The sequence below is a fragment of the Lachnospiraceae bacterium oral taxon 500 genome, from assembly GCA_002999035.1.
GTDB lineage: Bacteria > Bacillota > Clostridia > Lachnospirales > Vallitaleaceae > W11650.
Genome location: CP027241.1, coordinates 1944290 through 1958816 on the forward strand (window position 1 = coordinate 1944290; position 14527 = coordinate 1958816).

The 14527-nt window shown below is 47.8% G+C and carries 12 protein-coding genes; all 12 read left to right on the top strand.

The window, feature by feature from the left end; all coding sequences use genetic code 11:
- The first annotated feature begins 43 nt into the window (after nucleotides 1-43).
- The 12 genes from C3V36_08880 (at nucleotide 44) to C3V36_08935 (ending at nucleotide 14375) form a co-directional block, all read left to right on the top strand.
- Nucleotides 44-1219 carry a YibE/F family protein gene (locus tag C3V36_08880; GenBank protein ID AVM69345.1) on the top strand — a complete coding sequence of 392 codons (1176 nt, stop codon included), beginning with the start codon at nucleotides 44-46 and terminating at the stop codon, nucleotides 1217-1219.
- Complete coding sequence (locus C3V36_08885; protein ID AVM69346.1) at nucleotides 1212-2495, top strand: M18 family aminopeptidase; 1284 nt, start codon at nucleotides 1212-1214, stop codon at nucleotides 2493-2495. Before C3V36_08880 ends, C3V36_08885 begins: the two co-directional genes overlap by 8 nt.
- Nucleotides 2496-2751: 256 nt before the next feature.
- Entirely contained in the window at nucleotides 2752-3585 is an 834-nt protein-coding gene (locus C3V36_08890; GenBank protein ID AVM69347.1) for a DegV family protein, read from the top strand.
- A 54-nt stretch (nucleotides 3586-3639) separates the two neighbouring features.
- On the top strand, nucleotides 3640-5862 hold the full coding sequence (gene pcrA / locus C3V36_08895) for a DNA helicase PcrA (GenBank protein AVM69348.1): 2223 nt from the start codon (nucleotides 3640-3642) through the stop codon (nucleotides 5860-5862).
- Nucleotides 5863-6054: 192 nt separating this feature from the next.
- The gene (locus C3V36_08900) at nucleotides 6055-6636 is read left to right on the top strand and encodes a hydrolase (protein ID AVM70495.1); all 582 of its coding nucleotides are present in this window, start codon (nucleotides 6055-6057) and stop codon (nucleotides 6634-6636) included.
- A gap of 216 nt (nucleotides 6637-6852) precedes the next feature.
- Entirely contained in the window at nucleotides 6853-7470 is a 618-nt protein-coding gene (locus C3V36_08905) for a hypothetical protein (GenBank protein ID AVM69349.1), read from the top strand.
- Nucleotides 7448-8257: a hypothetical protein gene (locus C3V36_08910; protein ID AVM69350.1), complete on the top strand. Its 810-nt coding sequence runs from the start codon at nucleotides 7448-7450 to the stop codon at nucleotides 8255-8257. The genes C3V36_08905 and C3V36_08910 overlap by 23 nt, the downstream gene beginning before the upstream one ends.
- A gap of 226 nt (nucleotides 8258-8483) precedes the next feature.
- Entirely contained in the window at nucleotides 8484-9911 is a 1428-nt protein-coding gene (locus C3V36_08915) for a hypothetical protein (GenBank protein ID AVM69351.1), read from the top strand.
- A 591-nt stretch (nucleotides 9912-10502) separates the two neighbouring features.
- Entirely contained in the window at nucleotides 10503-11699 is a 1197-nt protein-coding gene (locus C3V36_08920) for an amidohydrolase (protein ID AVM69352.1), read from the top strand.
- A gap of 24 nt (nucleotides 11700-11723) precedes the next feature.
- The gene (locus C3V36_08925; GenBank protein ID AVM69353.1) at nucleotides 11724-12752 is read left to right on the top strand and encodes a methionine ABC transporter ATP-binding protein; all 1029 of its coding nucleotides are present in this window, start codon (nucleotides 11724-11726) and stop codon (nucleotides 12750-12752) included.
- Entirely contained in the window at nucleotides 12749-13429 is a 681-nt protein-coding gene (locus C3V36_08930; protein ID AVM69354.1) for an ABC transporter permease, read from the top strand. The genes C3V36_08925 and C3V36_08930 overlap by 4 nt, the downstream gene beginning before the upstream one ends.
- A 49-nt stretch (nucleotides 13430-13478) precedes the next feature.
- Nucleotides 13479-14375 (top strand): metal ABC transporter substrate-binding protein, encoded by an 897-nt coding sequence (locus tag C3V36_08935; protein ID AVM69355.1) that lies wholly within the window; start codon nucleotides 13479-13481, stop codon nucleotides 14373-14375.
- The last annotated feature ends 152 nt before the right edge of the window (nucleotides 14376-14527 follow it).

Consider the following 14527-nt stretch of genomic DNA (forward strand, 5'->3'; position numbering starts at 1 on the left):
CGCCTTTATAAAGGAGAGCAATTTGAGAATATACAGACGACAGATGGCCTGGGGTTGGCTGCTGCTGTTCCTTTTGGGGATATTTGGCGGCAGTGCGGCGGCGGCTCAAAATGACGATACCGATCTGCGGGCGTTTTATGAAGCCGAAATGCAGGAAAAGGATTATAAGATTGCCAAGGCGATTGTGCGAGGGATAGAGTATGATGATACGGCCGAGATCCGCAGTGACATCCCGGTTGAAGCGGACATCCGCTATCAGCATTTGATTTTGGAAATTCTGACCGGGGAGCACCGCTCGGAGGTGCTGACGGTTCGCCATACGATTGAAATGATTATGCCCGGAAATTATATATTTAAAGTCAATGATCAGGTTTTGATTCGGTTGACGGAGAACGCAGAGCGGGAAATAGAAACCGTTAAAATAGAAGAAAGGGTCAGGGATACTTCCATTTATGTCATTACCGCCTTATTTGCGGTGATGATGCTGTTAATCGGCCGAAAACAAGGACTGAAAGCGCTGCTGTCACTGATTATAATGGTTAGTCTTATTTTTTTTGCCTACATTCCCATGATTTTGAAAGGCTTTTCGCCGATTCTCCTGTCGGTGGCGATATCGGCGCTGGCGATTACGGTTACGCTGGTGATTATCAGCGGCCGGCATAAAAAAACAGCGGCGGCAATTTTAGGGACAATCAGCGGTGTGCTGATTGCCGGGCTTTTAGCAGTGATTTTCGGCGAGGCCGGTCGGCTGACTGGTTTATCAGCCGATACGGCTATTAGTTTGGCGTATATTCCACATTTCCGAGGGCTGGATTACAAAGGGCTTTTGTTCGGCACAATTATTATCGGCTCAATCGGAGCGATTATGGACGTGTCGCTGTCGATTGCTTCTTCGTTATGGGAGATTTGGGAGCTGAATCCGGCAATTCCCGTAAGGCAGCTGATTCGTTCCGGCATGAATATCGGCCGCGATATTATGGGCTCAATGTCAAACACGCTGATACTGGCTTATGTTGGTACTTCGCTGCATTTGATTATTTTATTTATGGTTTATCAGATTAGTTTTACGGAAATTATTAATTATGATTCGGTCAGTTCCGAAATATTAAGGGCAATGGCGGGCAGTATCGGCCTGATGTTTACGATTCCGGCGACGGTTTGGATTTCGGCGGCGCTTTACCCCGGATTAAAGAAAATAGGAGAAAAGAAACATGGATAAGGGACAAGATTTTTTTGAATATATGCAAAAGGCGACAGTGGCAGTCTGTACTGTTCGGGAAACCAAAAACCGACTGCGGCAGGCCGGATTTGAAGAACTATCGCCGGCGGGCAAGTGGCAGTTACAGGCCGGGCAAGGCTATTATACGCAGACTTCGCCGTCAATGCTGTTGGCCTTTCAGACGGCGGCAAATGGCAATTATGAAGAGTTGCGGATTATCGGCGCTCATACCGATAATCCGGCCTTAAAGCTAAAGCCCGCTCCGGAAGTAGATAATGACGGCTATCGCCGCTTAAATATGGAAATATACGGCGGCCCGATTTTTCATACCTGGTTTGACCGCCCGCTCAGCATTGCCGGAACGGTTGCCCTGCGCAGTGACCGGCCGCTGGCTCCGGAATTAAGGATTGTAGATTTGCAAAAGCCGGTGGTTACGATTCCGTCGTTGGCGATTCATATGAACCGGGAAGTGAACAAAGGCGTTGAAATTAAGGCACAGAAAGAGATGCTGCCGCTGATTGCCACCCTGAAAGAAAAAATGGAAAAGGAAAATTATCTGCTGCGTCTTTTGGCGGCGGAACTGGGAGTGGAGCCGGCGGCGATTTTGGACTTTGATTTATTTGTTTACTGTGCCGAAGCAGGAAGTTTAGTGGGAGCGGAGGAAGAGTTTATTTCCTGCCCCAGAATTGATGATACGGCCATGGTCTATGCAGCCATGCAGGCGCTGATTGCCGGAAAACCGCAAACCGGCGTCAATGCGGCGCTGTTTGTTGACCATGAAGAAATCGGGAGCTTAAGCCGGCAGGGGGCGGATTCGATGAACTTTAACCTGCTGCTGGAAAAGCTGCGTCAGGGTCTTTCCATCGAAGCAGCAGCCTGGACGGATACGCTGCTGCGTTCTTTCTTTATCTCGGCGGATGGGGCGCATGCCTGCCATCCGGCTTATCCGGAAAAATGCGACCCGACCAATCGCCCAAAAGTGAATCGGGGGATTGTGATTAAGCAGAGCGGTAACAAGGCTTATGCGTCCGAAGCATTCAGCACCGCAGCTTGGCAGCAGGTGTGCGAGCAGGCGCAGGTACCTTATCAAAAGTTTGTCAATCATGCCGATATTCCGGGCGGAAAGACAATTGGTTCTTTAATCAGCCGGTACCTGCCGATTCCGATTGTCGATACGGGTCTGGCGATGCTGGCAATGCATTCGGCCAGAGAATTGGCCGGCTGGCAGGATATGGAAGATATGATTCGGGCAATGACTGCTTTTTACAGCTTATAGCGTTCTGCAATTTTTTGCAAAAAGGCTTGAAAGCGGCAGCAAAATAACATATAATTGATTCAACTTTCCCATGTTCCGCAAAGCCAAAACAGCCTTTTGCAGGCAGACTGCCCGCCCGGGCAGAAGTATGCAGCACTTCGGTCAGGGGAAAGGGAGTAAATGAGTTCGGCTTTTCCATGCTCATTAAGGCGCTTTTCATTTAGCGGCTTACCGGAAAAGAGCAGCTTTTTCACATCTTTAAAAAAGGGAGCAAGATATGGCATATAAAATTGTAGCAGATAGTAGCTGTGATGTTACTGATAAAATGAAAAGAGAAATGAATATTACTTTGGTTCCGCTGACCTTGGAGGTTGACGGCGAGTTTTTTGTCGATGACGACACGATGGACGTGGACGCTTTCTTAAAAAAGCAGTCGGCTTCCAAAACAGTTTCGAAATCGGCTTGTCCGTCGCCGGAGGCTTATATGCAGTCCTATCTGGGAGAGGAAGAAGTATTTTGTATTACGATTTCTGCTAAGTTAAGCGGCAGTTATGCTTCGGCGATGCTGGCTAAGGATTTGTACTTGGAGGAATATCCGGCTAAAAATATTCATGTTTTTGACAGCAAGGGTGCTTCTTCGACTCAAGTGGCGATTGCCTTCAAGCTTGAGGAATTGATTCAAAAGGGTTTGAACTTTGAGCAAATTGTGGAAAAGGTCGAGCAGTATATCAGCGAACTGAAAACGGTATTTGTCCTGCAAAAACTGGATAATTTGGAGCGTTCCGGGCGCCTCAGCCTGCTGCAAAGCAAAATCGCCAGTGTCCTGAATATTAACTTGATTTTGGGCAGCAATGACGGTGAGATTGAACTGCTGCAAAAAGCGCGGGGCGTTAAGAAGGCGATTGAAAAAATGGTGGCGATGATTGCCGACTTAGGCGGAGATGTGACCGAAAAACGGCTGGTCATTGCTCATTGCCAGGCAGCGGAATATGCTAAGCTGGCAATGGAACGGGCCAGTGAACTCTATAATTTTAAGGATATTATTGTGGTGGCTACCAGAGGCTTAAGTTCCAATTATGCCAATTCCGGCGGTTTAATTTTGGCGTACTGAGTGCTTCATGGCGGATAGCCGGCGAAAAGTATATTTTAAAAGTTTGAGGTTGAAATGAATAGAGATGCGGAATTAAATAAGGAACAAAGAGAAGCGGTTCAGTCTACGGAAGGGCCTTTGCTTTTGCTGGCCGGAGCGGGTTCCGGCAAAACCAAGGTGCTGACCCATCGAATCGCTTATTTGATTGAAGAAAAGGGTGTGAGGCCTTGGCATATCATGGCGATTACTTTCACCAATAAAGCGGCCAAGGAAATGCGCGAGCGAATTGACCGTCTAATTGGCGATGCCGCGGCGGAGATTTGGGTCAGCACTTTTCACAGCAGTTGTGTCCGGATTTTAAGGCGGCATGCCGATGCGGTTGGCTTTGACCGGAGCTTCAGCATCTATGACGCGGAAGATTCCAAGAAGCTGATTAAGCAGGTTTTAAAGGAAATGAATATTGACACCAAGGCGCTGTCGGAGTCTTATGTTGCCAATTTGATCAGCTCTGCCAAAAACCGTAAGCTGACGCCGCCGGAGCTGGCAAGAGAGGTCAGGGGCGATTTTCGCCGGGAAATGGCAGTCAGAGTGTATGAGAATTATCAGCAGCAGCTCCATCAAAATAACGCCATGGATTTTGACGATTTATTGATGATGACGGTACAGCTGTTTGAATCAAATCCGGATATTTTAGCGGTTTATCAGGAAAAGTTTCATTATATTATGGTTGATGAATATCAGGACACCAATGGCGTACAGTTTGAGCTGGTCAGCCTGCTGGCCGGAAAATACAAGAACTTATGCGTGGTCGGTGATGACGACCAGTCAATTTATGCCTTTCGGGGAGCGGATATCACCAATATTTTAAACTTTGAAGAGGTGTACCCGCAGGCCAAGGTTATTCGGCTGGAGCAGAATTATCGCTCGACCAAAAATATTTTGGCTGCGGCCAATGCCGTGATTGCCAATAACAACAGCCGAAAGGATAAAGCACTGTGGACGGAAAATACGACCGGCTATAAGTTGAAATACAAAAGTGCGGAAAACGAAAAGGAAGAAGCCCGTTTCCTGACGGAGGAGATTAATCGGCAGCGCCAAAACGGCCGGGATTATAATGATTTTGCTGTGCTGTACCGGACGAACGCGCAGTCCCGAAGCGTGGAGGAAGGCTTTGTCAAGGCTGGGATTCCCTATACGCTGATTGGCGGAGTCGCCTTTTATCAGCGTAAGGAAATAAAGGATATCATCGCCTATTTAAGAATGATTAGCAATCATAGGGATAATGTGTCTTTCCTGCGGATTATCAATGAGCCCAGACGCGGCATCGGCGACAAAAGTTTGGAAGAGTTGCAGAAAATTGCGCTGCAAAAGGACTGCTCCTTTCTGGAAGCGGCCGGGCAGTGCCGGACTGCCGGTTTTCGGGGAGCAGCGGCGGTATCGGAGTTTTATGAAATCATACAGTATTTAAAAGCTAAGCTGGCAGAGGGGATAGCTTTAGAGGACTGGATTAAGCTGGTGCTGGAAAAGACCAAATATACGGCAGAACTGCTTAAAGAGGGCACGCCGGAAAGTCTTGGCCGGATTGACAATATCAACGAACTGATTTCCAAGGCCAAGGAATATACCCTGCAAAATGAAGAACCGACTTTGGACGGCTTTTTGGAGGATGTGGCTTTGGTGGCATCGGTGGATACCTTGGAAGAAGATGCCAAAAGAGTGGTGCTGATGACGATTCACTCCGCCAAAGGCTTGGAGTTTCCGGTTGTCTTTATGATTGGCATGGAGGAAAATTTGTTTCCCAGCTATATGAGTGTTAATTCCGGTCTGGAAAAAGATGTTGAGGAAGAAAGGCGTTTAGCTTATGTCGGCATTACCCGGGCCAAGGAGGAGTTGTTTTTGACGAATGCCAAAGAGAGGCTGATGTACGGCAAAACTCAGGTCAATCCCAAGTCCCGCTTTTTAAAAGAGATTCCGCCGGAATATGTGGAGGAGATTGTGCCCGTGAAAGAAAAGACATCGCTTTTTGCGGTCGAGAGCAAGGCCGGTCGGGACTTTGGTAGGAGCAAAGCGGCGATGAACCGCAAGCCTTATGCCGCCGGCAAAACGGAAATTCCGGCACCGCAGGGCAAAGCTTTGGATTACGGAGTCGGCGATTTGGTTAAGCATAAAAAATATGGAATCGGTCAGGTGCTGAGCATTGAAAACGGCGGGGCTGATTATCAGGTTAAGGTGCTGTTTCCGGGACATGGCGAGAAAAAGCTGCTGGCGCAGTTAGCAGGGCTGACGAAGCAGGAATAAGGGGGATAAGCGGGAGCATTTCTGCTTTCCTGCTTTGAAATTGTAAGCCGCTGCGTTTCGGCAAAAGCGGGTTGGCGGCAAAGGGTTTTTAACAGTTCCAGTGCCGCCGCAGTTTGGTGCCGGGAAACGGAGCAGCTGTCAGCGGATAACCGGATAGGCAGGAGTATTTAAAGTTGCGGAGGAATCGTTATGATGAATGAACGCATGGAAAAACAATTAGCCTTTGCTTTGGAAATAGACAAGGCGAAAAATGTATTTCGGCAAACTCATTTATCCGGGCACGGCCGAAATGAAAATGATGCGGAACACTCATGGCACATGGCGATTATGGCGTATCTGCTTAAAGAATATGCCAATGAGCAGATAGATATTGCCAAGGTAATGCTGATGTGTTTGATTCATGATATTGTGGAAATTGATGCCGGCGACACCTACGCGTATGACGCAGAGGGGCTGAAAACCCAAAAAGCTCGTGAGGACGCCGCCAAAGAACGAATATTCTCGATTTTGCCGGCAGATCAAAAAGCAGAGCTGGTGGCCTTGTTTGATGAATTTGAGGCATACGAAACCGCAGAATCACGGTTTGCGCACGTGATGGACAATCTCCAGCCTTTGCTTTTAAATAACAGCAATAACGGCGGTGATTGGAAGGAGCGGGCAACTGCGGAACAGGTTTACGCGCGGCAAAGCAAAACAAGGCTGGGCTCGGAAGCGCTGTTTGAGGTAACAGACCGGATCCTGCGGGAGCATATAGAAAAGGGCAATTTGAATTAGAACTAACAATTCCCCGCAAGGGGACGGATTCACAATCTTTTATTTTTTACACAGCTGTAAACTCCCAAGACCTGCCGGGGCAAAGTCTTGGGAGTTTATCGTTCAGGCAGGACTTATACTTGCTGTGACCGGAGGACTTGCTTTTAAACTCAAAAAAATTTATAATATTTGAAACAAAACCCAACCTTCATGACGCTTAAGTAATAAGAAAAGAGAATTCTCATTCGAAAGGGGGCAGGACAAGTGGAAAAACGGCAAGAGGTAGAATGTTTTGACCAAATCTACGCGCAGACGCGGGAGGCGGTTTTGACGCAGATTACCGCTAAATGCGGCAATCCGGCCGATATTCAGGATATTTTTCAGGATACCTATACGGAAGTTTTTACGATTATCTGCCGCAAAGGAATAGATTATATCAAGCAGCCGGAGGCCTTTGTCCGGCAGGTTGCCCGGCAAAAGATTTACCGCTATTACCGGCTAACTGATCGGCTGAAAAGCCTGTTTTTATGGCCGAAGGCAGCGGGGGCGGATGAGGACGAACCGGATATGACGGAACTGGCGATAGATACCTTTGAAATCGAGGACTGGCTCGATCAAAAGGATATGAGCCGAAAAATTGAGACTTTTCTGGCGGAACGGCCGGCAGAGATTCAAAAAATTTTTTATTTGTTTTATTCCCGGGAAATGCGGATTGCCGAAATCGCCGAATTAATGGAGATTAGTCAGTCAAATGTCAAAAATAAGCTCTACCGGACAATTAAGGAAATGAGAAAACAGTATCACACAGCAGAAAAAGAGGAGGTGAGCGGGTATGAAGGAAAAAGCGCTGATTAAAGCGGTATTAGATAAAAATATGCCGGATTTTGCCGAAGTCCGGCAGCATTGCCTGCAAAATGTGCCGACAAATCAAAGGCTGCCGCTGCGCCGGATTGCTTTTGCCGGAGCACTGGGCTGCACGGCGATAGCAGCGGGGCTTAGTTTTTATCTTTATATTACGGAGCCATCCAAAAGCGAGGCGGTGAATTTGAGCGAGGGAGCTAAGACGGAGGAAGCCGGGATTGCAGCGGAAAGTATGGCCGAAGACAGGGATGGTGCAGTGCTGAAAGGGGCATCGAAAGAGGCTTTCAACACGCTTGGCAGCGAGGAACAAATTGTTATCAATGAAGTCAAAGAGGAAGCTGCCGCTAAGATTGCGGCGGAAGGCAGAGAAGTTTCTCCGGCGGAAGCGGAGGCGTGGGGCTTTGATTTTATGAAAGACTTGTATCTGCCGGCGGAGTTAACGAAAAGCTGGTATGCGGAAGTTTACACTCCGGATCAAGACTGGCGCTATACGGTGCTGCATGATTATAAAATTTCTTATTGGGACGGAAAGAATGACGGCAAGTCGCTGCGTATTTCTTTTTCCCAGGAATTTACGCCGCTGCGCGATTGCTTTTATTCGGCGGATGACCAAAAGGAATCGCAGATTGGAGATACCCCGGTGATTATTTATCATCGTGGGGATGTTTATATCGCCTGGTTCACCTGCCGGGGGATTAACTTTGATATTGAGGCATATCATTGGTCAGAGCGGGAGTTTTTAACCATGCTCCGTTCTATTATAGAGCAGAGTGGGGATTAAACTATTTTACTCAACTTTTTCCTGATTGAAGTGCTGCGCGCTTCTTCCGGGCGGTCTAAAAAAATGGTTATAGTTTTACAGCACATGGAAAAGTTGAGGGTTTTACTTGCCTTATTGCCTGATTCGGGTTGCGGCTGCGATGGGAAAGTGCTGTAATCGGAGCAAAAGGCGGTAACTGTTCAACCTAACGAAAAGCGAGTAAAAAAATGAAGGGAGGATTCAGGTTATGAAAAAAATAGTTTGGGTATTGGCGTTGATTTTAGCGCTGTCCGGCTGCACCGGCGGAGCAGCGCAAACAGAAGCGGGGAATGGAGCAAAGGAAAACACCGACAAGAGCGGAAGCAGGATGGAGGAAACTACTGTTCCGGGAGATGTCGCTCAAAAGGACTCAGGCGTTTCAATGGCCAAGGAGGACATTATCCGCCAGCAGGAATGGATTGACTATACGCTGCCGGAAAATCAGGAGAAGCTCCGCCGGCAGGACAATGAGGCGTGGCTGGTAAATCAGAAAAAATATCAGGACTTTTGCCGCGACTATTGGGCATTTGCCAATACGGTTTTTAGTCAGATTGCCGGAGAAGGAAATGTGATTTATTCGCCGCTGTCGGCATATTTGCCGCTGAGTGAGCTGTCCTATGCCTTAGAGGATGGGAGCGAGCCAAAAGCCGATTTGATTCGGCTGCTGCGGGCAAACGCACCGGAGGAGTATTGGACGGATAAGCTGATGCAGCATTTTCAGAGGCGGGGATATTTAACGGCCAGTTCGATTTGGATTAGCAAAGAAGACCAGCCGGATTTGGAGTTTTTACAAAAAAACTTAACTTCGGACATCTACCGGATTGATTTTGCGGACAAAGATGCGCCGCAGCTGCAAATGGACTGGATTAACCGCTGGACGAAGGGATTTTTAAAGGATCAGGTGAAGCCGGAAGATTTTAAAGATCAAAATAAAGATCAAAATGGAGAAATTTCGGCCGGTAGAGAGGAACTGTTTTGCCGGCTGATTGGAACCACTTATGTCAAAGCGGCGTGGCGGGAACCTTTTTTCCATGAGAAAGAGGACATTTTCTATGGGGCTAACGGGCAGGAACAGAAAGTGCCGTTTCTGCTGTCGAATCCGGTAAATATGATGTGTTATTTTACCGACCGCTATCAGGCGGTGCGGGTGCCGCTGGAAAACGGCGATATGCTGGTGCTTTTGCCGAGAGAGGGTGAAAGCGTCGAGCAGCTTTTGCAAGCCGGCGTTTTACAGGAAATAGCAGCGCAGCCGGAGTGGACGAAAAAAAGAGTAACCCTGCATATGCCGGATTTTACTCAGAGCAGCCGGATTGAGCTGCTGCCGGTTTTGGAAAAACTGGGCTATACCGAAATCAGCCAGCGTCATACCGGCTATGTTAACCTGGCGGGTAAAAATCCGGATGGGAGCGAGAAAGTGTGCCGGATTTCGCAGGTTTTGCAGGAGAGCAAGATTGAGGTCAAAAAGACCGGAATTGAGGCGGCTTCGTTTACCAAGGTGGATGGTTTAAAAACAACAGCAATCGAAGAAGAACCGGAAAATGTGGAAGTTTATGTCAATCGGCCGTATCTTTATGTTATTACCGAAAGTAGCGGTCTGCCCAGCTTTTTGGGGGTAAACCGGGATTTTGTCAAATAACGGCACGATAAGCAGAAAAGGCGGTCTGCTTTTTCCCCTTTGGTGGTGTTGAGAAACAGGATATTTATGTTTAATGCTTGTCGGGAGAGTATACTTTCCGGCGCAAATATCGGTTTATCAGATCCGCAAGATGTTAAAAAAATAACTTTTATTTTTTAAAAAAGTGCTTGACAAATCATTTTTTTTCGGTATAATCTTGACCATTACCAAACAGCATAATTAAATACATTTAAAAACTATGACAAGAATAGTAGTTCTTTGAAGACGGTGACAGAGAGTCCGCGTAAGGTGAAAGCGGAACCGGGGTAGGAGAATGAAGATGGCCTTTGAGTTGTGTATCCGATAGGTAGGGTATGCCGGGATCGCCCGTTAAAGCGATAGAGTATGTCTGTACTCGAAGAGGTATCAATCGTGAGGTTGATATGAAATAAGGTGGTATCACGAGCTAATCGTCCTTTGTGGGGGATTAGCTCTTTTTGCGTTTATCCGCGGTAAACGCCGGGAGCTTCCCTTGCGGCGGCTGTTTGGTCTGAGAGATTATTAAACAAGAATGAAAGATAATATAAAAAAAACGGAACGGAGGAAGTAAGAATGGGTTTGGAAAAAAGCAGAATTGACCGGGTGGTGGATGAGAGAATTGACGCATATAAACAAATTGCTTTGGATATTCACGGCAAACCGGAAGTGAGTAATTATGAATTCTTTGCCTGTCAAAAGCTGGCTGACCAGCTGAAGCAGGAAGGTTTTGAGGTTAAGGTTGATGTTGCCGGACATCGAACCGGCTTTGATGCCAGATACCGGGCAGCCAAACCCGGACCGGTAGTGGCCTTTTATGCCGAATATGACGCTCTCGGCGGAATCGGCCATGCCTGCGGGCACAATCTGCTCGGGACAACTTCTTCGCTGGCTGCGGTCGCACTCAAGTCACTGATTGATGAAACCGGCGGTGAGATTCGGGTGTATGGTACACCGGGCGAGGAAGGCGGTGAGAACGGCAGTGCCAAAGGCAGCTTTGTGCACGAAGGATTTTTCAGGGATGTGGATTTTTCCCTGGGGGCGCATCCGGGGCATCTGCATCACCGGACCAGTGAAACATTGGCGGTCAACCCGATTGATATTGAGTTTTTTGGTCGGTCGGCACATGCCGCTTCCAGTCCGGAAAAAGGAATCAATGCTTTAGACGGAGTGATTCAGGTCTACAACAGCGTGAATGCGTTGCGCCAGCATTTGCCGTCGGATGTGCGGGTTCATGGCATTATCACCAACGGCGGTTTGGCACCGAATGTAGTACCCGATTATGCCAGTGCCCGGTTTTATCTGCGGGCCAGATTTCGCCCGACTTTGGACGAGCTGCAGGAGAAGTTTGAGCAGATCGTAAAAGGCGCAGCACTGGCGACAGGCGCCGAGTCGAAGGTAACGCTCTTTCAAAACAGCGTGGATAATACCGTGATTACACCGCTTTTTGATGATGTGTATGAAAAAGTGCTGAACTCTTACGGGCAGGAGATGACGGTGCGGGAGGATATCCTCTCTCGAGGCTCATCGGATGTCGGCAACATCAGTCAAGTAATTCCGGTCATTCAGCCGGTCATTAGCATTTCGGATGAATATATCGCCGGACACAGTGTAGAGTTTCGGGAAGCGGCAAAAAGCGAAAAGGGCTTAGAGTCCATTCGGCTGGGAGCAAAGGTTTTGGCACATACCGCCCTGACGGTTTTGCTTGATGCCGAGCTTTTACAAAGGATTAAAGCACAGCACCGGGAAAGGGTGGAAAATCAAGGGAAATAAGGAGATAACCGGAACGGAGATAATATGATAGAGATAAAAAACTTAAGCAAAACATTTGCAGATGCCAAAAGACAGGTTCACGCAGTCAAAGATGTAGCCCTGACAATTCAAGACGGTGAGATTTTTGGCGTGATTGGGTATAGTGGCGCCGGCAAGTCCACCTTGGTTCGCTGCATCAATCTGTTAGAAAAACCGACGCAGGGGCAAGTAATCATCAATGGCAAAGATATTACGCAGCTAAAGGATAAGGAACTGCGAGGAGAGCGCAAAAAGATCGGTATGATTTTTCAGCAGTTTAATCTGCTCAGTTCTTTGACCGTGGGTCAAAACGTTGCCTTTAACCTAAAGGGACAAGGGTTAGAGAAAAAGGCTGTTGATAGCAGGGTAGATGAACTGCTGGATCTGGTCGGGATTTCCGAGAAAAAAAGCGCCTATCCGTCGCAGCTATCCGGCGGGCAAAAGCAGCGGGTGGCAATTGCCAGAGCGCTGGCAAACAATCCGGATATTTTATTATGTGATGAGGCGACATCGGCACTGGATCCGCAGACGACCAATCAGATTTTAAGCCTGCTTAAACAGCTGAACCAGACGCTGAATATCACGATTATCATTATCACACATGAAATGAATGTGATAAAATCCATTTGCGACCGGGTAGCGGTCATGGAAAACGGCAAGGTAGCCGAGACCGGAACGGTGCTTGAACTCTTTTCTGCACCCAAGTCGGAAATCGCCAAGCAGTTTATTCGCTCGACAACCCGAATTGAGCATATTGAGGAGCTGCTTGCCAGTGGCGGCAATCTGCTGCCGGAAGCCGAGGATCAGGTACTGCTCAAGCTGAGGTTCTTTGGTCCCAGCACCAGAGAGGCGCTGATTCATGAGGTTAGTCAAAAGTTTCAAACCAGCTTTAATATCGCTTTTGCCGATACAGAGCTGATTCAGGGACAGGTTCTGGGCTGGATTGTTTTGGCAATGAAAGGTGAAACAAAAGCAAGAGAGCTGTCAATTCAAGCGTTTCAGGAGAAAGGGCTTTATGTGGAGGTGTTAAAATGAATGGTTTTTTACAGCAATATCTGCCGAACTTTTTGGACTATCGGGCGGAGTTCCTGCTGAGCTTGCGGGAAACGCTGATTATGATGGTTGCCTCCGGTGTTTTTATCCTGCTGTTTGGCTTGATTATCGGAACAGCACTGGTGGTTACCCGGGAAGGCAATATTTTGGAAAATCAGTGGGTAAATAAAGCCATTGATATCATTGTCAATGTGTTCCGGGCGATTCCCTTTGTTATCCTGATTTCGCTTCTGATTCCGATTACCAAGACAATCATGGGCACTTTTATCGGGGTAAAGGGGGCGATTTTCCCGCTGATTATCGGAGCAACGCCGTTTTTTGTCAGGCAGGTGGACGCGGCTCTGTCTGATGTGGACAAAGGCATCATTGAAGCAGCGCAGTCAATGGGACTTTCGCCGCTGGAGATTATCTTCCGCGTGTATTTAAGGGAAAGCGTTCCGGCTCTGACCCGGTCGATTACGATTACGGCGATCAGCCTGTTGGGGTTGACGACGATGGGCGGAGCGGTTGGCGGCGGCGGAATCGGCGCGTTTGTTCTGCGCTATGGCCACCAACGAAGATTTTATGATATTTCCTTTGTATCGGTGCTGACAATTTTGATTTTTGTTACACTGATTCAAAGTTTAGGGAATATAATTGCGCAAAAGGCAAAACATTAAACCAAAAAACAAAACATTAAATCAAAAAGCAAAGAAAGAGGAGAATAAGATGAAAAAAAGAGTTTTAGCAATTTTAACAGCATTAATCCTGACAGCCGTTTTGGCAGCCTGCGGCGGACAAAAGAACGACAATCCAAAAGCGGAAACGAAAACCGCGCAAACGGAAGAAAATAAGGCTGATCAGGCCAAGACGCCGGAAAAAGAGGAAGTCAAAGGCGAGCCGGTGACGGTCAAGGTCGGACTGACCGGAACGGACAGCAAGGTGTGGAACTATATCAAGGAAGAAGCCGCCAAGGAAAACATCAAAATCGAGTTGGTTTTCTTTGATGCCTATAACCTGCCGAACGCCGCGCTCAATGACGGCGAACTGGATCTGAACGCTTTTCAGCATCATTTTTACTTAGACAAAGAGGTTGAGGAATTGGGTTATCAGATTGAAGCGATTGCCGATACGGTGGTTGCGCCGCTGGGGCTTTATTCCAAGAAAATTACATCCATTGACCAGCTCGAGGATGGTGTGAAGGTTGCGATTCCGGAAGATGTAACCAACGGCGGCCGGGCGCTGGTGCTGTTGCAGCAGGCTGGCTTGATTAAACTGGATGAAGCTGCCGGCAAGTTACCGACCATTAAAGATATCACCGAGAACCCGAAAAACCTGCAGGTGCTTGAACTGGCGGCGACCAATATTCCGCCGGCTTTAGATGAAGTGCAGATTGCGGCTATCAATTCCGGTGTGGCATCCGATGCCGGTTATGTTCCAGCTCAGGACGCGCTGGTGTTGGAGGACTATCAAAACAGCGGTAATCTGTATGTCAATGTAATTGCTGCCAGAAGTGGGGACAAGGATCGGCCGGAGTTTAAAAAGATCATAGACATTTATCATACCGATGCGGTCAAAAAGATTATTGAAGACGATACCAAGGGTTCGTCCATTCCGGTTTGGTAAAATTAAGAACAGCGGAAAGGGGCGGCTGTATTTTAAGGCGCTGATGCGGGGAGAAAATCCGTAAGGATTTTCTCACACTCACGCTTAATTTATGATATAATGCTGCGCACTAAAAGCGTGAGTGCAGGCTGTTCGGCAAAATGCGGTCACGC